The 20,915-nt window shown below is 44.8% G+C and carries 21 protein-coding genes; 16 read left to right on the plus strand and 5 right to left on the minus strand.

Going from position 1 to position 20,915, the window contains the following annotated elements:
- The coding region (locus A1OO_RS14825) for an ABC transporter substrate binding protein (protein ID WP_017003469.1) at window positions 1-658 on the minus strand (658 nt) is incomplete at its 3' end.
- A gap of 752 nt (window positions 659-1,410) precedes the next feature.
- On the opposite strand from A1OO_RS14825, the gene nhaD reads away from it, so the two are divergent.
- The 3 genes from nhaD to A1OO_RS14840 all read left to right on the plus strand — a co-directional run bounded on the left by nhaD (window position 1,411) and on the right by A1OO_RS14840 (window position 3,751).
- Complete coding sequence (nhaD, locus tag A1OO_RS14830) at window positions 1,411-2,835, plus strand: sodium:proton antiporter NhaD (protein ID WP_016958678.1); 1,425 nt, start codon at window positions 1,411-1,413, stop codon at window positions 2,833-2,835.
- Window positions 2,836-2,949: 114 nt separating this feature from the next.
- Window positions 2,950-3,408 (plus strand): dCMP deaminase family protein, encoded by a 459-nt coding sequence (locus A1OO_RS14835; RefSeq protein ID WP_016958679.1) that lies wholly within the window; start codon window positions 2,950-2,952, stop codon window positions 3,406-3,408.
- A 64-nt stretch (window positions 3,409-3,472) separates the two neighbouring features.
- Window positions 3,473-3,751, plus strand: a complete 279-nt coding sequence (locus A1OO_RS14840) for a peptidylprolyl isomerase (protein ID WP_016958680.1) — start codon at window positions 3,473-3,475, stop codon at window positions 3,749-3,751.
- A 108-nt stretch (window positions 3,752-3,859) separates the two neighbouring features.
- Here the strand turns inward: A1OO_RS14840 and A1OO_RS14845 are convergent, their stop codons facing one another.
- Complete coding sequence (locus tag A1OO_RS14845; protein WP_016958681.1) at window positions 3,860-4,294, minus strand: DUF3069 domain-containing protein; 435 nt, start codon at window positions 4,292-4,294, stop codon at window positions 3,860-3,862.
- A 115-nt stretch (window positions 4,295-4,409) separates the two neighbouring features.
- Entirely contained in the window at window positions 4,410-4,826 is a 417-nt protein-coding gene (locus tag A1OO_RS14850; protein ID WP_017003471.1) for a bactofilin family protein, read from the minus strand.
- 338 nt (window positions 4,827-5,164) lie between these two features.
- Here A1OO_RS14850 and A1OO_RS14855 point away from each other — a divergent pair, with 338 nt between their 5' ends.
- Genes A1OO_RS14855 through A1OO_RS14865 form a run of 3 tightly spaced genes read left to right on the plus strand, consistent with a single transcriptional unit; the run spans window position 5,165 to window position 6,706 of the window.
- Window positions 5,165-5,791 (plus strand): YceH family protein, encoded by a 627-nt coding sequence (locus A1OO_RS14855; RefSeq protein WP_017003472.1) that lies wholly within the window; start codon window positions 5,165-5,167, stop codon window positions 5,789-5,791.
- 29 nt (window positions 5,792-5,820) lie between these two features.
- Window positions 5,821-6,144 (plus strand): GIY-YIG nuclease family protein, encoded by a 324-nt coding sequence (locus A1OO_RS14860; RefSeq protein WP_016958684.1) that lies wholly within the window; start codon window positions 5,821-5,823, stop codon window positions 6,142-6,144.
- Window positions 6,145-6,157: 13 nt separating this feature from the next.
- A complete protein-coding gene (locus A1OO_RS14865; RefSeq protein ID WP_016958685.1) occupies window positions 6,158-6,706 on the plus strand; it encodes a YaeQ family protein in 549 nt (182 codons plus the stop codon).
- Between the two features lie 77 nt (window positions 6,707-6,783).
- Here the strand turns inward: A1OO_RS14865 and A1OO_RS14870 are convergent, their stop codons facing one another.
- A complete protein-coding gene (locus A1OO_RS14870) occupies window positions 6,784-9,030 on the minus strand; it encodes a putative bifunctional diguanylate cyclase/phosphodiesterase (protein ID WP_017003473.1) in 2,247 nt (748 codons plus the stop codon).
- A gap of 157 nt (window positions 9,031-9,187) precedes the next feature.
- The gene (gene thiD / locus A1OO_RS14875) at window positions 9,188-10,039 is read right to left on the minus strand and encodes a bifunctional hydroxymethylpyrimidine kinase/phosphomethylpyrimidine kinase (RefSeq protein ID WP_017003474.1); all 852 of its coding nucleotides are present in this window, start codon (window positions 10,037-10,039) and stop codon (window positions 9,188-9,190) included.
- Between the two features lie 209 nt (window positions 10,040-10,248).
- Here thiD and A1OO_RS14880 point away from each other — a divergent pair, with 209 nt between their 5' ends.
- The 10 genes from A1OO_RS14880 (at window position 10,249) to A1OO_RS14925 (ending at window position 20,896) form a co-directional block, all read left to right on the plus strand.
- Complete coding sequence (locus tag A1OO_RS14880) at window positions 10,249-11,784, plus strand: EAL domain-containing protein (RefSeq protein WP_017003475.1); 1,536 nt, start codon at window positions 10,249-10,251, stop codon at window positions 11,782-11,784.
- A gap of 274 nt (window positions 11,785-12,058) precedes the next feature.
- Entirely contained in the window at window positions 12,059-13,063 is a 1,005-nt protein-coding gene (gene sbmA / locus A1OO_RS14885) for a peptide antibiotic transporter SbmA (protein ID WP_016958689.1), read from the plus strand.
- A 158-nt stretch (window positions 13,064-13,221) separates the two neighbouring features.
- Complete coding sequence (locus A1OO_RS14890; protein ID WP_016958690.1) at window positions 13,222-14,181, plus strand: YbgA family protein; 960 nt, start codon at window positions 13,222-13,224, stop codon at window positions 14,179-14,181.
- Window positions 14,171-15,016: a MerR family transcriptional regulator gene (locus A1OO_RS14895; RefSeq protein ID WP_016958691.1), complete on the plus strand. Its 846-nt coding sequence runs from the start codon at window positions 14,171-14,173 to the stop codon at window positions 15,014-15,016. Before A1OO_RS14890 ends, A1OO_RS14895 begins: the two co-directional genes overlap by 11 nt.
- Window positions 15,013-16,464, plus strand: coding sequence for a deoxyribodipyrimidine photo-lyase (gene phrB / locus A1OO_RS14900; RefSeq protein WP_017003476.1), 1,452 nt, complete (start codon window positions 15,013-15,015; stop codon window positions 16,462-16,464). The genes A1OO_RS14895 and phrB overlap by 4 nt, the downstream gene beginning before the upstream one ends.
- A complete protein-coding gene (locus A1OO_RS14905; protein ID WP_017003477.1) occupies window positions 16,461-16,910 on the plus strand; it encodes a nuclear transport factor 2 family protein in 450 nt (149 codons plus the stop codon). The genes phrB and A1OO_RS14905 overlap by 4 nt, the downstream gene beginning before the upstream one ends.
- The gene (locus A1OO_RS14910) at window positions 16,907-17,638 is read left to right on the plus strand and encodes an SDR family NAD(P)-dependent oxidoreductase (RefSeq protein ID WP_017003478.1); all 732 of its coding nucleotides are present in this window, start codon (window positions 16,907-16,909) and stop codon (window positions 17,636-17,638) included. Before A1OO_RS14905 ends, A1OO_RS14910 begins: the two co-directional genes overlap by 4 nt.
- Window positions 17,635-18,921: an NAD(P)/FAD-dependent oxidoreductase gene (locus A1OO_RS14915; RefSeq protein WP_017003479.1), complete on the plus strand. Its 1,287-nt coding sequence runs from the start codon at window positions 17,635-17,637 to the stop codon at window positions 18,919-18,921. The genes A1OO_RS14910 and A1OO_RS14915 overlap by 4 nt, the downstream gene beginning before the upstream one ends.
- Window positions 18,918-19,655: a DUF1365 domain-containing protein gene (locus A1OO_RS14920; protein WP_017003480.1), complete on the plus strand. Its 738-nt coding sequence runs from the start codon at window positions 18,918-18,920 to the stop codon at window positions 19,653-19,655. The genes A1OO_RS14915 and A1OO_RS14920 overlap by 4 nt, the downstream gene beginning before the upstream one ends.
- 2 nt (window positions 19,656-19,657) lie before the next feature.
- Window positions 19,658-20,896 carry an SAM-dependent methyltransferase gene (locus A1OO_RS14925; protein WP_017003481.1) on the plus strand — a complete coding sequence of 413 codons (1,239 nt, stop codon included), beginning with the start codon at window positions 19,658-19,660 and terminating at the stop codon, window positions 20,894-20,896.
- The last annotated feature ends 19 nt before the right edge of the window (window positions 20,897-20,915 follow it).

Below are 20,915 nucleotides of genomic sequence, written 5' to 3' on the forward strand. Positions count from 1 at the left end.
TTGGTGCATAAATAACGTCAGACTTAGAGGCAACAATTTGTGCCGCAGATTGCACGTCAGCACTTCTTAGCGCGGTACCTTCAACAACTTTCAGGCCTTGTTGGTCTGCGGCTTCGCGGAGTAATTCAACCAGTGCGACGGCATTAGATTCGCCCGGGTTATATACCACACCAATGGTTGTCATGTTTGGAAGCAGTTCTTTAGCCAAAGCCACGTGTTGAGCAACGGGAGAAAGATCAGATAAACCAGTGACATTGGCACTTGGTTTCGCCATATCTTTAATCAGTCTTGCGCCAACAGGGTCGGTAACGGCAGTGAATACGACAGGAATAGATTTTGTGGCTGCAACCAATGCTTGAGCTGAAGGTGTGGCAATACCGACGAGAACATCAGGGCTTTCACCTACATATTGGCGAGCGATTTGTACCGCAATAGCAGGGTTGCCTTGAGCGGTTTGGTAAGAAAACTCGAGGTTTTCACCGTCAACATAGCCTTTCGCTTTTAGACCATCTAACAGTCCTTGGCGCGTTGCATCAAGAGCAGGGTGTTCCACGATTTGTGAAACGGCGACTTTCGCTGTTTCTGCCGAGACCACAAAAGGTGCAGTAAACAGTGTAGTGGCACAGCAAGCCGATAAAAGTAGTTTGGAAATGTTCATCTCGTTCTCCCTGATAAGTGACAATTGGCAGCACACCAATCTAGCTGTCACGTGTTAATCCATTGTTATATCCAAAATCCCGCGTTAAATCAGTCACTAAAGTTGCAGTCTAAGAGTGATGGTCAATAAAACGTAGTGCTTATATGCGCATATTTACTGTTAAACCTATGAATAAAATAGAGAAATATACAAAAGCTAAACTATACCCAATAATTTAAAATGTCGAACAATTAACCTTAATTAAACTGATAATGTAGATATATAACTGGTTTTTGGTTGCAGGGTGGTGAATAGCTTGTCACATTGGAGTTTATGTGGAGGAGTGGGCTTTTTATGAAAAAGTTTGATCTTTGCAGGTTAACAGCGCAATTTTTACACTGTAAACCGAGTCAACGTATTCGCCCATTTCACAAATTAATTTTAGGCTGATATCACCTTTTGACTTTGAAATGAAAGATCCTGCTCTCATTTACCAACACGCTTTGCAGCATTGGTGGAAATATAAGCATGTTTGTGGGGCAAGCCTAAAAGCAACACATTTACTCTGCAATTATCTCTTTCTGCATATACTATTTCTCGCGATAGCCAGTCTCTGCGCCTAACTCAACACTTGTTAGGTGACATTACTACAAATCAATAATATTGAGATTTGGCCAATTGGGGTAATGCGTTTACGAAAATGAGATACGAGATCGTGCGTGTGTCATTGCCCCCTGCATTGGAATAATTCTAGTTTGCTCGGAGGCACAAGGATGAAGCTTTTACTCGCGTTAGCATTGCTATTTTCTAGCAATGTGTTCGCATCTGGCAGTGATGCCAACTATCTCGATTTAACAGACTCATACGTGGGTTATATCTCCCTTCTTATATTTGCAGCTGCTTACACTTTAGTGATGTTGGAAGAACAGCTGCACTTGAGAAAATCAAAACCTGTTTTGCTAGCCGCCGGTTTGATCTGGCTCCTGATCGGCTTTACTTATAGCCATTCTGGGGATATCGAGGTTGCTAAAGCCGCGATCGAACACAACCTATTGGAATACGCAGAGCTGATGCTTTTTCTGCTGGTTGCGATGACCTACATATCGGCCATGGAAGAGAGGCGCTTATTTGATGGCTTAAAAGCTTGGATCCTTGGAAAAGGATATGACCTGCGGCAGTTATTCTGGATTACCGGCATTCTCTCATTCTTTATTTCTCCTATTGCCGATAACCTCACCACTGCGCTTCTCATGTGTACTGTGGTGATGAAAATAGGGGCAGACAACCCGCGCTTTATAAATATTGCGTGTATCAACATTGTTGTTGCTGCCAATGCAGGTGGGGCATTTAGTCCATTTGGCGACATTACAACGCTAATGGTCTGGCAGGCGGGCATTGTGAACTTTACTGAGTTCGGTAGCTTGTTTATTCCATCAGTGGTCAACTATGTGATCCCTGCATTTATCATGTCGTTGTTCATTCCTAAAGAACAACCCAATGTGGTTCAAGAGTTTGTCGACGTTAAGCGAGGTGCTAAGCGTATTGTCGTTTTGTTCTTACTCACGATTGTCACTGCTGTTGGTTTCCATGGCCTTGTTCATTTCCCACCTGTCATCGGCATGATGATGGGTTTAGCTTACTTACAATTCTTTGGATTCTACCTCCGCAAAACCTTGCCTCGTTCTTTGGCAAGAAAGCGAGCAGAAGCGCAAGCTAAACATGATGAAGCAGCACTTAAACGCTTGGGCTCCGTGGTGCCGTTTGATGTGTTTCGAAGAGTGTCCCATGCGGAGTGGGATACGTTATTGTTTTTCTACGGCGTTGTGATGTGTGTAGGCGGCTTGAGTCTGATTGGCTATTTGAGCCTTGTTTCCAATGTTATGTATTTGGAATGGGACCCCATTTGGGCCAATACCATTGTGGGCTTACTTTCCGCTGTTGTAGACAACATTCCCGTGATGTTTGCGGTGCTAACGATGCAACCTGATATGTCACTTGGCAATTGGTTGTTGGTGACGTTGACGGCGGGTGTTGGTGGTAGCTTGCTATCACTAGGTTCAGCTGCCGGTGTGGCTTTGATGGGGCAGGCGAGAGGCATGTATACCTTCTTCGGTCACCTTAAGTGGGCGCCCGTTATTCTGTTAGGTTACGTCGCTTCTATCCTGACGCACCTAGTGATAAACAGCGCTGCTTTTTAGAAAATAGTGAAATAATCAAAGAGCGACCGAATAAGGTCGCTTTTTTGTGTTGAGCTATTGGCAGCAGTTTTGCAAAATAGACCCATTACGAATGGGTAACATATTGGAAATACAATGATCTCGAAATGGGCAGTACGTTTTTATCAAATGGCGGAACTTGTCGGTTCATGGAGTAAAGACCCATCAACACAAGTCGGCGCTGTCATTACCAAAGGTAATCGCATCGTATCAGTGGGCTTTAATGGCTATCCACATGGTATATCGGACAGTGCTGACACCGATGACCGCGAAATGAAACTGCTGAAAACGCTGCATGCAGAAGAGAATGCCATCTTGTTTGCTAAACGTGATTTGTTTGAGTGCGAAATTTGGGTCACGCACTTTCCTTGTCCAAATTGTGCGGCGAAAATTATTCAAACGGGCATGACCAAGGTATTTTGCCCAGAGCAGAGTGAAGATTTTCTGTCTCGATGGGGTGAGAAAATCAAAGTTAGCGCCGAGATGTTCGAACAAGCGGGGGTTGAGGTGAATTGGTTGCCGCTTGCAGAGCTTCCACCTAAACGTGACGTGTGACAGCGAGCGTGATATGGGTATAATCAGCGCCCATATCGAAATAGCAGTAGAATAGGGGTGCGTTATGGCCAGCACTGCACATGCACTTCACATTTTGGTGAAGCATAAAGAACAAGCTGATGACATCATGGCTCAGCTCAAGAAAGGCGCAAAATTTCAAACACTTGCGAAGAAATACTCTACGTGTCCGTCGGGTAAGAAAGGTGGTGATTTGGGTGAGTTTCGACGTGGGCAGATGGTGCCACAGTTTGATAAAATCTGCTTTACCGGAGAAGTATTGACCCCACACCTCGTGAAAACCAAGTTTGGTTGGCACGTTGTGAAGGTACTTTTTCGTACATAGTTTTCAGTGTCAGAATGGTCAATGCGACCAGGACTGACATTTGGGCAAAAAAAGAGGTGACAATGTCACCTCTTTTTTATATCTACAGTTTTAACGCTATATAACGAATTACTTGGTGAAAATCTCACGGAATTCACGCTTCATTACTGGCTTCAAACGTGCTTGTTTTAGCTGTTTTGCCAAATCTTTCACACAGTTATGAAGCAGTTTGTCGAGCAAGCCTGCTTTGTAATCTTGTGTTTGCTCGTCAGTCATGTCGTCAAATTTCATGTCCTGAGCTTCAGTCATGAAATCGATACCTGCATAGCTTTGGCTTAGGCTAACCAGCGCATGGAATTGCTCGAAGTTATCAAGAATGTTCTGCGCACTTGCTGGCATTGTATTCCAAGTTTCGCGAACAACGTCTTCTGATGCTTCATGAACAGACGCTAGCATGTTGAATAGCTCAACTGGAACTTTTTCGTATTTGATAACTTGTTGAAGCTCTGCAGATAGATCTTCCAGGTTCACAGTTTCTAGAGTTGGGGTAGCTTGTTCAGACATCTCTTTAATTCCTGATAATGCACAAAGCTGCGCATCCTATCTCGCTTGAAGGTGAAGTCAACAGAAGATAGCCAAATCGACTATCGAGTGTCGACGATTAAAGCAATATAACGTGTTAGGCAGAAGCTTGCGTCTTTTTAGACTCAGACTTCGTCGTGTTATCTTCATTCACCACTGTCAGTGATGGCTCATCTTTTAGCTTGTTTTCGCCCATCAAACAGCCACCTTTTTCGATGGTGAGCTGCTCACTTTCGATTTGGCCTTTCATTTTGCCGTTGCCGAGAATATTAACTTCACGCGCAACGCATGAGCCTTCGACGAAACCATTAATAGTGACGTGTTCGGCGTAAATGTCACCTTTAAAATGACCTGTTGAAGAGATGACAACATTGCGGGCACGGATGATAGTACCTTCACCCTGACCATCGAACTGAATGTCACCGTCCAAATCAAACTCGCCAAAAACTCGGCATTGTTTCGCAACCAGTGACATCGACGGCATAGACGCAGCGCTTTTACCAAACAGCCCCATTTTCATCTCCTTAAATCGCTTCCACACCAATGTGAGAGAAGTGACTACTACAAAATTAGAATATTGGTCGGATCTTATATGAATTTCTATTAATGACGTGACAAAAATTTTCGTGATTGAGGCGAAATCACATCGTTGCGACAAACTTGCAGGAGAGTGTTCGGTAATAATGATGATTTTTCCAACGATTACTCGGGTATCCATGCTCAAAAAGGTAAATTGGTGAAATATCTACCAGTCGTCAGTGCCTTTTGCGCGTTTATCGACATAAGTGATTGATGACCTGTCGGTTGATTGCTATAACCTCGAGTTATAAGGATTTATTCAGAGGCATTACCATGGCGATTGAACTTACTCCCTACGAAGCGCGTGTTATCGGCTGCTTGCTTGAAAAAGAAGTGACGACACCTGAACTTTACCCACTCACACTGAACAGCTTGACCACTGCGGCAAATCAGAAAAGTAATCGTGACCCAGTCTACTCACTGACTGATGCAGAAGTGATGGATACGGTTGAGCAACTGAAAGCGAAACGCATGGTCAGTGACGTGGAAGGTTTTGGTAGCCGAGTGACCAAATATCAACACCGATTCTGCAACACAGAGTTTGGTACCTTGCAGTTTACGGTACAGCAGAAGGGCATTATTTGTGTACTTTTGCTCCGTGGACCACAAACGCCAGGTGAACTTCGTACTCGTACTAACCGCCTGTGTGAATTCTCTGAGATGAAAGACGTGGAATCAGCGCTGGTAACCTTGATTGAAAAAGGGTACGTTGCGCAGCTTCCGCGTGAACCGGGTAAACGAGAAAGCCGATATACTCACCTTTTTAGTTCTGATACACCAGAAACGACAGCGTTTGTTGCTTCCACGGAAGTGGCAGATACTTCACTGACTACACGTGTTGAAGCGTTGGAGCGAGAAGTGGCGGAATTGAAAGCACTGGTCAATGAACTGCTTCAATAAGACGCCGAATAGCGAATTCGTTTAACCCGATGGAATCAATACCTGCCGAGCAAACGCCCGACGATTTTCCTTCTTGGTCTGTTTACCTCATCCGAACACGAGACAACGCGCTCTACTGTGGTGTGACAACCGATGTAGAGCGGCGATTTGGCGAGCACCAAAAAAACGGCACGAAAACTGCTAAATATTTGAGAGGAAAACAACCTCTCACGCTTGCTTGGTCTTATGAAGTAGGGAATAAGCAAAAGGCTATGTCGCTTGAGTGGAAAATAAAGCGGCTGACCAAGCGAGACAAAGAGCGCCTTTGCACAGAAAGTGACCTTATCACGGTCTTATTTAACGACAGCATTTAATCTAGGAAATACCATGGCACTTAAAGCAACGGTGTATAAAGCGTCAATTAACGTAGCAGATATGTCGAGAGGCGTGTACCTCGACCACGCTGTTACGTTGGCGCAGCACCCATCCGAAACGAATAAGCGCATGATGCTTCGTCTTCTTGCGTGGACGTTATATGCGGATGAACGTTTGCAATTTACAAAAGGCCTGAGTGACGAATCAGAACCTGAGCTATGGATCAAAAATTATAGCGACGAGATTGAGCTTTGGGTTGAACTCGGTTTGCCGGATGAAAAGCGCCTGAAGAAAGCCTGTTCGCTGGCGAAAGACGTCGTGTTGTTCACCTACGATGATCACGCAGCGAGAGTGTGGAAAACGCAACTGTTAAACAAGTTACATCCCTTCAAGAATTTGACCGTGATTAATATCATGGATGAAGTGTTGGATGCGGCGGGGGCAAGTTTGTCTCGCAGCATGTCGATTCAGGCAACGATTGAAGATGATCAGGTATGGTTTTCAATTGGCGATACGGTGGTATCAATCCAACCTGAAATTTGGAAAACTGCAACCAACTAGCCAAAATGCTTTGCATTTTGCAGCTAAAAAAATAGTCATCAAGTCGTTCTGGCTGAAATGCGATGAAGCTGAAAAGATTAAGAAGCCGGGTAGAGACGCCCGGCTCTTTGTTTCTTGAGCACCACCATTAAATCGTCTGCACTCATTGGTTCATAGTAAAAGTGACCTTGGGCGAAATTACAGCCGATATTTCTGAGCAATTCCTGTTGATCGATCGTTTCAACACCTTCCGCAACCACTTTCAATTGTAATAAGTTCGCCATGCTAACCACGGCCTGACATATGACTAAATCATCTTTTGACTGGGGCAGGTCTTTAATGAAACCGCGGTCAATCTTGACGGTGTTGACAGGGAAGTGTTTGAGGTATGCCAACGAAGAGTACCCCGTGCCAAAATCATCAATGGCGAGACTAATGCCAGAGGCGGTCAGTCGATTAAGAATATGCTGGTTACGTTCAAGGTTTTCGATAAACACTTGTTCAGTGAGTTCGATTTGTACTCGAGATGCGGGTATGTCATAGCGGTTCACAGAACGTATCACATAGTCAGCTAAATACCCGTCTTGAAATTCATGACCAGACACATTGATGGCAATACATTTGGGCGCACAGCGCTCATCAAGCATTCTGGAAAACTCTTTCAACGCTGTATCAACAACCCAATGACCCAGGCGTTGCATCAAGCCTGTTTCTTCAGCGGTTTGAATAATGACATCCGTACTGATGGCGACGCCATTTTGAGACTCCCAACGAACTAAAGCTTCTACGCCGACAATCTGACGTGTCCGCAAATCAACTTGAGGTTGAAAATGCAGTTTTAGTTCATCATTATTGATCGCTTGTCGTATAGCTCGCTCAAGCTCTTTTTTACGATTCAGTTGCTCTTGCATGGTCTGGTTGTAAGCCACTACCTTACGGCTTCCTAAAGCTTTCGCTTTGTTCGCGGCAGTGTCGGCGTGGCGAAGCATGTCATCGGCGAGAAGTTCATTGTTGTAACGATAAGCGATACCTATTGCACAAGTTGTCAGAATGTCGTTGTCTTCGATGTAGAATTCTTCTTCCAAGCACATTCGCAGCTGATTGGCTTGCATTTCCGCTTCCAATTGCGACATACCCGCGCAGGCAACCATAAACTGGTCGTTCCTAATTCTGGCCAAAATTGCGTGGGGCGGCAGCACGGATTTGAACCGTTTCGCCGCTTCAAACAACAACTGGTCAGCCACCAGGTGTCCATACATATCATTGATTTCTTGAAATTTATCGAGTGACACACACATCAATACCATGTCGTGATCTGAACGAAGGTTTCTATTTAAATATTGTTCCATGGCGAATCGATTAGGCAGATGCGTTTGTGGGTCGTGATTAGCGGTAAACTTGAGTTGCGCTTCAGCCTCTCGACGCTGTGTTATTTCTTCTTTAAGCATCGAGACCATGCTGGACTCAGCGCGTCTTCCGATAATATTGACTTCGAGTAGGTATAGAGACATGGCAACCAATGCTGTGACCACAATTCCCGCAATGAAAATCAATATAGGCAGCGAAAAATAGGTGTGCTCTGCCTCTTTGCTTTGCCAAACAGTCAATTGCCATTGACCATTAAGCGCATTGAGTGCAACCGTATTCACCATCGCTCCAGCAGCAGTGGGAAGCTCTCCGATAAATGGTCTGGCTCCATCACTCAACACTAAGTTTTGTCCAGGGCGCAGAAATTCCGCCGCAATGGCTTCAACCATCATCTTGATGTTGTAACTGGCACCGAGATGACCGGCTATTTCACCATCAAACACAACGGGATGAAGCATTTCAATTGCCAATCTACCATTTGGGGCAGGATGAACCGTGGAGGTTGATAGTCTTGACAGCACAGGCATTGCGTTGAGTTTTACTGAACTCGAGGCTTCCCAATTAGCGTTTGTCGGGTAGGGGGTAAAATTGGTTGGCGTTGTCCATTGGACGGTACTTTCTGCGTCAAGCCAGTACACGCCAGCGAAAAAAGGAAATGTTGAGCGAATCCCTGCCGTGGTTCGTTTCCAAACTCGGTCATCAATTTTGCCTTTATTCTGCAAGGTATTTGCAAGCCAAACCAAAAAATAGGCTTCTTTTTGTAGGTTGACTTCGATGGCACGTTGAACTCGATTTATCTCAACGTTAAGCATGTGATTTTTAAGCTCGTGCTGACGTGATTGCGCGCTGTGGTAAAGCGTAAAGGTGAAAATGAGTATCAACGAACAAACAAGCGCAATAGCCGCTAAGGATGACAAGCGAGGAGAGTAGGGTGACTGCTCAGATGTTTGCTCGGTGTGGTACATGGCTGGCTGCAAAAGTCATAACCTTAATTAAGAGTCTATGGTCTCAAAAATAAGTCTATGTCATAACAGTCAAATCGCAACGTAGAGAGCTGAAAAGTCCCTGATTTTAAAGATGCTTAGTGCTATCTGTGATGAAAAAGCGATTGCAAGGCTAAGCGTGATAATTGAATCAATTTGCATATTGTTCAGGAGAGGTCGCAATCGGGAAATGTTGCAATGCTCCATGACCTTGGCCAAGTTCGAGATGACTTGCATTGATAATGGCGAGGGTCAAATAGCGTTTACTGTGTTCTACAGCCTCAGCCATTGACATGCCCTTAGCAAGGCTAGTCGCAATAGCCGAAGACAGGGTACAGCCCGTGCCATGGGTATTGCGTGATTGAATACGTGGTGCTGAAAAGCATTGAATGTAGTGTTGCCCGACCAATTGGTCGGTCGACAATGCTGGGTCGACGCCGTGTCCCCCCTTGATAAGGAGCCATTGGCAGCCTAACTGTTGTCTAGCGAGTTCGTATACATTTTCATTGTGCGATGTCTGTGTGAAATCGTTGAGTTCGATATTGCCTGTTAACGCCATAAACTCTGGGATATTAGGCGTGAGCAGTGTCGCAAGTGGGTATAAATGGGCTTTGCAGTAAGCTATTGCCTCTTCGCAAAGTAATTCTCGTCCACTGGTTGATAGCATGACTGGATCGACAACAACGTTCTTGGCGGCATAAATGGTGAGCTTGTCGACAACAACTTTTGCGATATCGACGTTTGCTAGCATTCCAATTTTAACGGCTGCAACATTAAAATCCGCAAAAATTGCGTCAATCTGAGCGGCAACGCTCGCGGGAGAAAGGGGACAAACATCGTAAACACCTTGTGTGTTTTGTGCAGTCACTGCCGTAATAACTGTGCATGCATAGCCGCCATTTGCCGAAATGGTTTTTAGGTCAGCTTGAATACCTGCACCTGCGGAACTGTCTGAACCTGCGATAGAAAGAACAACAGGCGGTGTAAAGTGTTTATGAGCCATAGTCGCTATACATCTTATTTATTATGCATCTTGATAGAAAAGGCAGAAATATCTGCGTTCGACTTTATCACATGTTGCTAGGTGATATATCCGGGCAAAAATTGCAGACATGAAGAAAAATCACTCATTAGTCTCGATTATTTACATATTTATACGTTCCAATTGTCCTATTCTTAGTGTCAACGTGCAGGGATTAAACGGTAGCCTCAGTGGAATGGCTTGAAAAACACAGTAAAGCGCTAATTATAATATTTGTATCGATACTTTTTGCCTACTTTTCTCAGGTTGCCGTTTCAAACTGGCTTGTGCAGAAAAAAATACAGGAAGATGTTTCGGTTCTTTCGCAGCTATACACTGAGCTTTATCGACAAAGCTTCGAACAAATGCGCGTGTTATCTGAGCAATTGCTTTTTCATTGTGACGATGATGATATCGAGCTGATGAGCCAGGCAGGAACAGGTAATATTTTTATTGAATATGTTGATCTGCACCTCAGTGACGGCAGTTCATGTTCAATTTATAACAAAGAAAAAGCGGGGCGCGCGTTAATGGGGTACGCCCCAGAAAATGAAATCGTTTTTTCGGAAGTTTCCCTGATTTTAAGCGAAAGCCAATTTGAAGAAATGCGCCTTCACAGTCAAAAAGGCGTGCTGAGATTCGTTTTTGAGCAGCCGAGAAACTTTCTGTCAAACTGCGACAAATGCCTTTACATGGTCACCAATGTTAATGGCCGAGACATCACACTATACCAACGCAATGAGCTACCTTACCGTGAAATATTTGATGGGGATCTCGGTAATAATATTGGCGTTAAACTGTTTATTAATGAAGACGGCGTTGAGTATCTCGTTGGTGATTTAGTTAATTTATTCTCCATACTGGTCATATTGTTTGGTGCCTTGATCGCAGTGGGAGTGGAACTGAATCAATCTGATAGAAAAGGGTTAACTGGATTGCTCAATGAAGCGATTGAATCCAATGCCCTGATACCGTTTTATCAGCCGATTGTGCGTCCTGTTGATGGCGGCTATCGTATCGTTGGCGCCGAAGTATTGGTTCGTTGGTTATCGAACACCGGCGAATATATCCCTCCTGATACGTTTATCCCTCTCGCCGAGCAGAATGGCTCAATTGATAAAATCACCGATCAGCTGGTGGACAATGTTTTGCATCATATTAAAACATTGGTATTACCAAAGTATTTTTTCGTCAGCGTTAATGTGTCACCTAGCTATCTCGAAAAAAATGATACGGCGACGAAGTTACTCGACAAAATGGAAGAGCATGGGCTCGATCCTCATTTATTGTCGCTTGAAATCACGGAACGAACTAAATTTGGTGATCTCAATAAAGCTGCGATTTGCATCGAAACGCTTACAGAAAAAGGCATTTCGATAAAGTTGGATGATTGTGGTACGGGGTATGGCGCGTTCTCTTACTTACATATCTTAAACATCGACACCATTAAAATTGACCGAATGTTTGTTGATGGTATTGGTTTGGAGGATTTCAAAAATACCATTTTGGATTCGATATTAGCTTTTTCACGCGAGTCGGGATTGCATGTGGTTGCAGAAGGAATTGAGACCAAAGTGCAAGCCGACTATTTGATACATGCGGGTGTCGAAATGCTTCAAGGTTCTTATTTTGGTGATCCTGTTCCCTTTGACGTATTTAAGAAGAGCCTGGGAGAAGATTCATTAGATGATGATTTCCCTCTCACCATTGAACCTACGCAACCCTAGTCGCTATCCCAGATAGTTGTCCAATCTGTCTAATACCTGTCGCAAATCACGCTCAAATTCATTTGCTTTTGATGAATTGGTCAATAAGATCAATTTGTTATCTTTGAGTGAAAGGCTATTTATCTGACTAGACTTGAAATAACCTAGTGCAAAACGGGTCTATCTCACTAATGGACTATGCACGCGGAAAAGCGGCGGGTATACATACAAATAAACTCTTTTTGGATAAAGCACTCAAAGAGCTGTACGCACAAAATGTAGAGGATGTGTTTTCATGTTTAAATCTTTTTTTCTTGATAGACGTTGGTTTCGGTGGTCTATCTTGGGTACTGCTTTGATCCTATACGTGACTTGGTACAAAGTTCAGATAGATGTGCAAGTCAATGAATGGTTTGGTTCATTTTATAACCTTGTGCAGGAGGCGCTGACCACCCCAAACGCTGTTGAGTTTGAGGAATTTCTAGCGGGCTGTATCGAATTTTTCAATATTGTGTCGATCTATATTGTTATTGCCGTTGCGCTTGAATTCTTTGTTCGTCACTACGTGTTCCGCTGGCGTACAGCGATGAACGACTATTACATGCGTCATTGGAGCAAAATCCACCACATTGAAGGTGCTTCTCAGCGTGTTCAGGAAGACACCATGCGTTTTGCTCGTATCGTAGAAGGGTTGGGCGTGAGCTTCATGCGCTCAATCATGACATTGATAGCATTTTTGCCCATCCTTTGGACCTTAAGTGAGAGCGTCACTGAGTTACCTTGGATAGGAAAGGTGGATCATTCACTGGTCTATTTGGCTATCCTGTCTGCAATTTTTGGCACTGTTTTGTTGGCTGTGGTTGGAATCAAGCTTCCGGGTTTGGAATTCAAAAACCAAAAAGTAGAAGCAGCGTATCGAAAAGAATTGGTGCTTGGTGAAGATCATGAATCTCGCGCTGAACCTGAAACAGTAAAAGAACTCTTTGTTAACGTCCGTCGAAATTACTTCAATCTCTATCGTCACTACCTTTATTTTGATGTCGCCAAGTGGTCGTACATTCAGTATACCGTGATCATGCCGTATATCTTTATGGGGCCAACGATTGTCTCTGGCGCAATCACCTTAGGGGTGTTGCAACAGATCCTGCGCGCATTTGGTAAGGTGGAAGAATCGTTTCAATTCTTGGTGCACTCGTGGAGTACCATTGTCGAACTGATGTCCATTTACAAGCGACTTAAAGCGTTTGAAGTACAGATAGAATCGGCCATTACCGCAGAAAAAGCAGCGGTGACCGATTAGTAAATTACTGAATTATCAATAAGTACGAGGCGCACCATCATTTTTTGTGATGGTGCGCCTTTTTGTTACCTATACACCAAAATAAATTCGTACAACTGTGATCCATTATTACAGTTAACTTGTACAAATAATAAAACATGTACAACAGGGAGAAAGATATGAGCATAAAATTGGGTGTCAGTGCGTGTGTCATTGGAGACAATGTCCGTTTCGATAGCGGTCACAAACGTAATCAATTCATTTGTGAACAATTATCGCCGTTCATTGAGTTTGTCCCTGTTTGTCCAGAAGTCGGTATTGGCCTACCTGTCCCTCGTCCCACTATCCGACTTTTGGATCGTGGTGACGAGATTGGTATACGTTTGGTTGAGACGAAAAATGCGGACGTTGACCACACCGAGAAAATGGAAGCGTTCAGTCGCAAGAAGGCTGACCATCTCGCGACGATGGATCTGTGTGGGTATGTGGTATGCGCAAAGTCACCAACCTGTGGCATGGAACGCGTAAAGGTTTATCGCGAGAACGGCTACGTGTCGGCAGAAAAAATTGGTGTCGGCCTGTACACCAAACAACTGATGAAGCGCATGCCATGGTTGCCTATTGAAGAAGATGGTCGACTTCATGACCCAGTATTGCGTGAAAATTTCGTCTTCCGAATTTTCGCATTGAGAGATTTATACGATTCGATGGCAGAGGGGATTACTCGCCGTGCCATTGTTGAGTTTCATTCCCGTTACAAACTTGTACTGATGGCGCATAGCCCGCTAGATTACAAATCCTTGGGTAAATTTGTCGCCACTATTGCTGATCATGATATCGATGAATTCTATATCGAATATCGCACGTTGTTTATGCAAGCCATTGCCAATCGCGCTAGCCGAAAAAATAACACCAATGTACTAATGCATTTGCAAGGTTATTTCAAACGTGATTTGGACAAAAAGGAAAAAGAAGAACTGTCAGGGCTTATCCATTCTTATCGCCAAGGCATCATGCCTTTATTGGCACCATTAACGCTGATAAATCACCATCTACAGCAGCACCCAGATGACTATCTCCAACATCAGAGTTACCTAAACCCTTACCCAGAAAGTTTGAGATTGCGTTATGGGCTCTGACAAAACGCCATTAGCGATTGGTGAGGTGTCTGAGCGCACTGGCGTCAATACCGTCACGCTACGAGCATGGCAACGCCGATATGGGCTTTTAAAGCCACAACGAACGCCGAAAGGGCACCGATTATACAGTGAGCACGATGTTGAACGTATAAAAGAGATACTTTCATGGCTGCATAAAGGTGTTGCGGTTAGCCAAGTGAAACAGTTGTTAGGCAAACATGATGTGGTGAGTGCAGAGAGTGCACAAAACTTGCCGGAAGTCGCGATGCTGAAAGATGCTGTCATGCGGTTTGACGCAAGATTCGTCAATAATTGCCTGTCAGAACTGACTAAGAACTACCCCATATCGACGTTGAAAACGACAGTGCTTGATCCGTTAAGTGATTGGTTTAGCGAACAGAATACAGACGTAATGAAAATGTGCGATAGCTTCTGGTGTACTTCGCTGGCGTATGTGTTGGTTCATTGTTTGCATAACAATCAAAAAGCATCAACGAAGAAACCCTGCTGGATGGTTGCCGTACAAGGAAATAAAGCGCACCGAGTTTATCTTCATGCACTGTTGCTTCAATCCAAAGGTTACAGCGTCACTGTTGTGGAGGGGGCGGGTATAGGTTTAGCTGCTCTTCATAAAACGTTAATAGAACAACACACAGAGAAAATGGTTATCTATTCCGATTGTTCGTTTACGGCATCGTTAAAGCGCGAAGTTGAAAGTGTATTAGCGAGCACAGTGCTGATTACTGAATTGCTGGGAGAGTGTCGACTTATCCACCCCGAGCTGGTGAATTCAGCAACCCTGTCAGCGAAAGAAAATCTGGAGCATCAAAAATGAAGCTAGTTTGGTTCAGAAGAGATTTGCGAGTAAAAGACAACATTGCACTGACCGAAGCGTGCAAAAGTGGTGAGCCTGTTATGGCCATTTACTACGAAACGCCGATTCAGTGGAAATCTCATGGTATGGCTCCCATTCAGGCCGACCTAATCAGACGTCGTTTGATGGTGCTACAGCAAGATCTAGAAGCGCTCAATATCCCATTGCTGTTCCGGACTGTGAATACATTTAGTGACATTAATCCGTCATTGGCACAGCTTTGCCAACAGTATCAAATTGCTGATATTTATTGTATTCGTGACCATGAACTTGATGAAGTCAATCGCGATAATTCGATAGCAGGTCTTCTCAGTTTAACCAGCACTAAGCTCAATGTGTTTGATTACAAATGCATCTTCCCTCCAGGATCTGTCATTAATGGCGCGGGGAATATCTATCGTGTTTTTACACCATTCAAAAAGGCGTGGATAGCAAGGTTACAACGCGAAAATGTGGCACCCATAGGAACACCTGAACCGGTTCAAATTAATGCTACTGTGCAGGCTTTATTGAAGCAGCCAAGCAGCATCGAGTTTCATTATCACCAAGATGATTCAGTGGGTTGGCCAATTGACGACAACACTATCATTCAGCGAATGCGTGATTTCTGCAGGTATCGCGTAGAGCAGTACGAAGCTTCAAGAGACTTTCCCGCTATTCCAGCGACTAGCCAACTTTCACCGTACTTGGCGATTGGTGCGATATCACCGCGACAGTGCCTAGCAAGATTATTTTCCGAAAACCAGAACTGCCTTGATAAGAGTGGTGGCGGTGCACACTTATGGTTATCAGAGCTGATTTGGCGTGAGTTCTATCAGCATATTACTGCGTCTTACCCAGATATTAGTAAAGGAAAAGGCTTCCAGAGCTGGACTGATTCTATTACGTGGAATGGTGATGAGCTGCAATTCGCGCGATGGAAGCAAGGGCGAACGGGCTTTCCTATCGTCGATGCGGCGATGCGTCAGTTGAACGAAACCGGTTGGATGCATAACAGACTAAGAATGATTGTGGCGAGCTTCCTCGTAAAGGATTTGCACATTGATTGGCGCTGGGGAGAAAAGTACTTCATGTCCAAGCTGATTGATGGCGATTTTGCTGCCAACAACGGTGGTTGGCAATGGTCTGCATCCGTCGGCACTGATGCCCAACCTTATTTTCGTGTCTTTAATCCCACCGCACAGAGTAAGAAGTTTGATCCAAACGTGCGATTTATCCGTAGATGGTTGAAAGAATTAGAATCAGTTCCTGATGAAGCATTGCATGAGCCTTACCGCTGGGCAGAAAAACAAGGAATTGATTTAGCTTATCCGCGTCCGATTGTTGATCATAAGGCCGCACGAGAGACTGCCATCTCCATGTTTGAAATGGCGAAGTCGCAACAGAATACCCAAAGGGCTGAATCATGATGCAAGCAGCAGCGACTCCACAACAAGACACACTCAATCGATTCATCTCGATATATACGTCGCTAAGCAAAGACAATTTGAACTCTCTCGACGCGATTTATAGCGAAGACGTGGTGTTTGAAGACCCAGCACACCGCATTGAAGGTTATGACAATTTAGCGCGCTACTTCGAATCTATGTACACCAACGTGACTGACTGCCGCTTTGATATTCATGATCACGCTGTAAACGGCGACATTGCTTTTATCAGTTGGACGATGACCCTGTCCCATCCCAAGTTGTCTGGTGGCGCGGAGAGGTCTGTTGAAGGCTGTTCAAAGCTAGTACTGAAAGAGGGGCGAGTTATTCGGCATCGTGATTATTTTGATCTTGGCGAAATGCTTTATGAAGCACTCCCTGTGCTGGGCGCTGCGGTCAAAATGATCAAGAAGAGATTGGGACAATGAAGCGGGTTCTGATCACGGGTGCGTCGTCAGGTATTGGCCTACAGCTTGCAAAAGACTACGCAAATGACGGCTGGCATGTGGTGGCGTGTGGTCGCAACGTTGAGCAACTTAATCTCTGGTCAAAAGGTAGTGACGCTGTCACAATTCTAAGCTTCGATGTAACAAATGAAATTGAAACTAAAGAAGTTTTAGGTAATATCGAATCTCCCTGTGATTTGATTATTCTCAATGCAGGAACGTGTGAATACATCGATAACGGTCATATTGATGTTGCGTTGTTCAAGCGTGTCTTTGACATCAATGTTTTTGGGCTTCTCAATTGTATTCAAGCATTGCAGGACACGTTTTCTGCTCAAACACATTTAGCGTTGATGGGATCGACGGCGGCGTATTTGGGCTTACCCCGCGCTGAAGCATATGGCGCTTCGAAAGCCGCCGTTGCTTACTTGGCGAAAACACTCACTATTGACTTGGAACCTAAAGGCGTGACGGTGTCACTTGTTTCGCCAGGGTTCGTTAAAACACCACTGACGGATAAAAATGATTTTCCGATGCCAATGCTTGTCACGCCTAAAGAGGCGTCATTGGCTATTCGTCAGGGGTTAGAAAAGAAGAAAACTGAAGTCCATTTCCCCAAGAAGTTCACCTTTTTCCTCAAGCTGATCGCTTCATTACCCATGACATTACAACTTGCGGTGATAAGAAAAATAACAAGGAAAGCACAATGAAAATTGCAATTATCGGTTCTGGCATTTCAGGGCTAACTTGTGCGCATTATTTGCACAAAGAGCATGACATTACGCTGTTTGAAGCGAACAACTATATTGGCGGACATACAGCGACGGTTGATGTCGAAGTGGCTAGTGGCAAATATGCTATTGATACAGGCTTTATTGTCTTTAATGATCGCACTTATCCTAACTTCCAAAATCTAATGACAGACATTGGAATGGGCGCTCAGGAATCAGAAATGAGCTTTAGTGTGCGCAATGATGACAATGGCCTTGAGTACAACGGTCACAGCATGGGCTCCTTGTTTGCTCAAAAGCGAAATTTGCTTAACCCTAAGTTCTACAAATTTATCTCTGAAATTCTGCGATTCAACAAAGAAGCGCGTGAGGCGTATACCATCGCAACGCATGGCGATCCGCTGATTGAACAAACGTTGGGTGATTTCCTCTCGCGTCGCGATTTTAGCGAGTATTTCTGTCAGAACTACATTTTGCCAATGGGTGCGGCGATTTGGTCATCGACCTTGTCAGATATGCGCGCATTCCCGCTCAAATTCTTTCTTCGCTTCTTCCAAAACCACGGCCTGTTAGACGTTACTAATCGGCCGCAATGGTATGTGATTCCGGGTGGCTCTCGAGAATACGTGCGTAAGATGGTTCCTGCTTTTGAAGACCGCATCAAACTCAATGCTGGCATTAAACATGTTGAGCGTTTCTCTGATCATGTTGTGGTTGTTACAGAGAACGGCGAATACGACTTTGACCAAGTGATTTTCGCCTGTCACAGCGACCAGGCTTTGGCGCTATTGCAAAAGCCAACGAAAGATGAGCAGCGCGTTTTGGGTAGCATTGATTATCAAGACAACGACGTTGTTCTGCATACCGATATCAGTGTGTTACCACGTCGGAAAGCCGCCTGGGCTAGCTGGAACTACTCCCTTGGTGGACGTTCAGGTCGAGAAGAGCGCCCGGCAGCCCTAAGTTACAACATGAATATCCTGCAAGGTATCGACGCACCAGAAACTTTCTGTGTGACCTTGAATCAATCTGACAACATTGATCCTTCCAAGATCTTGCGCAAATTTGTTTATGCCCATCCCGTGTTTGACCAAAAATGCATTGAAGCACAGAAGCATCGTGAGCTTATCTCTGGCGAAAACTTGAGTTGGTTCTGTGGTGCGTACTGGTACAACGGCTTTCATGAAGACGGTGTACGCAGTGCATTGGATGTTGTTAACGGTGTCCACGCATTGCCAGTTCCGCTGCGGAGCGCGTCATGAGTGCCGAATCATTAAGTGGTTTGTATGTGGGGAGTGTCCGCCATCGTCGGTTCACGCCAGTAAAACATGGTTTTACTTATCCTATGTTCATGCCCTTGATTGATTTGGATGAAATAGAAGAGCTATCACAGAAAGTGAGAGGGTTCTCTCTTAAGAAATGGGGTGTCGCAAGTTTTTACCGTCCTGATTATATGGAAGGACGCACAGATACCCAACAAGCAGTACAAGACAAAGTGTTTGCTTTGACAGGCAAGCGTTACACCGGAAAAGTGCTCGCGTTGTGTCACTTGCGTTATTTCGGGCTGTACTTTAGCCCAGTCAATTTCTACTACTTGTACGACAGAGATGGCAACTGGTGTTACATGTTGGCTGAGGTCAGTAATACGCCATGGAATCAACGCCATTATTATGCGATTCCGGCTGGTAAGCACTGGGAGAATGACAAGGCGTTCCACGTATCTCCCTTTAATCCGATTGAACAGAAGTACGTTTGGAAATTGCGTCCGATTAACAAAGTCGCGTTCATTCATCTCGAAACGCATCGAGAGGGGCGCGAGTTCGACGCCACGCTTGCGATGTCGAAGAAGCCTTTTTCTTCATCTGAACTTTCCAAACTTATCGTAAGAACGCCCGTGATGACGGTTAAAGTTGTCGCCTCAATCTATTGGCAAGCGTTAAAGCTTTGGATAAAAGGCGCACCACTTTATACCCATACCGCACAGGCAAAGGAGTGAATATGTATTCTAGCGAAATTGAATCGACAACGTGGCCTGTAACGAAGAAAGACACGTTTGCCCGCAGCATGCTCCTATCTACCTTTGGGCATATAGAAGGCGTCGCTTTGACATTGGTTGACTATGACGGTCAAACCCAACAGCTAGGCGACATGAATGCAGAATTGCATGCCGAAATCATTGTGCGCCATCCGGGTTTTTATCGCCGAGTATTGAGCGGTGGAAGTATCGGCGCCTCAGAGGCTTACGTCGACGGCTGGTGGGATTCGCCAGATTTGACCAATGTGATTCGCGCGGTGTGTCGCAACTTGCCCGCGTTAGATCGCCTTGAAAGCAAAGTGGGTTGGATTGCAAATATTGCTCAAAAGTTTGCGCATTGGAAAAACAGAAACACCAAAGAAAACTCTCGTACCAACATTTCGGCACATTACGACCTTGGAAACGATCTTTATGAACGTTTCCTCGACAAAGAAATGCTCTATTCAAGCGCTATCTATGAAAACGACACGGATACGTTGGAAAGCGCCCAGTTTGAGAAAATGGACCGATTGTGCCGCGAATTGAGATTGCAACCCAGTGATCATCTTGTCGAAATAGGCACAGGTTGGGGTGGCATGGCCATTCACGCTGCCAAGCATTACGGATGCAAAGTGACCACGACAACCATCTCCAATGAGCAATACGAATGGGCGAAGAGTCGCGTTGAGCAAGAAGGGCTGTCAGGTCAAATAACCTTGCTGAAAGAAGATTATCGCGATCTCGAAGGGCAATTTGACAAGCTTGTGTCGATTGAAATGATTGAAGCGGTGGGCAAAACGTATCTGACGACCTACATCAAGAAGTGTCAGTCTTTGCTGAAACCGAATGGTTTGATGGCGATTCAATCAATTACCATCGCCGATCAACGCTATGACTACTACAGCAGTAACGTCGACTTCATTCAAAAACACATTTTCCCAGGTGGCTTCCTTCCGTCAGTGAATGTACTGCTTGAACACTTTACACGTGAGAGCGATCTGGTTGCGCGCGATTTGAAAGATATTGGTTTGGATTACGCGCGCACGCTAAAAGATTGGCACGCAAGGTTCAACGATAAGCATGCGGAGCTTAGTGAACTTGGGTATGACGATCGTTTTGCTCGCCTATGGCGTTACTATTTCTGCTACTGCGAAGGGGGTTTCCGCGAACGCACCATCAGCACAGTACAGCTTGTACTGAGCCGTCCCGACTGGCGCGAGTAACTGCACCAAAAAACTCAAT

The sequence above is a fragment of the Enterovibrio norvegicus FF-33 genome (assembly GCF_000286835.2).
GTDB classification, from domain to species: Bacteria; Pseudomonadota; Gammaproteobacteria; order Enterobacterales; family Vibrionaceae; genus Enterovibrio; species Enterovibrio norvegicus_A.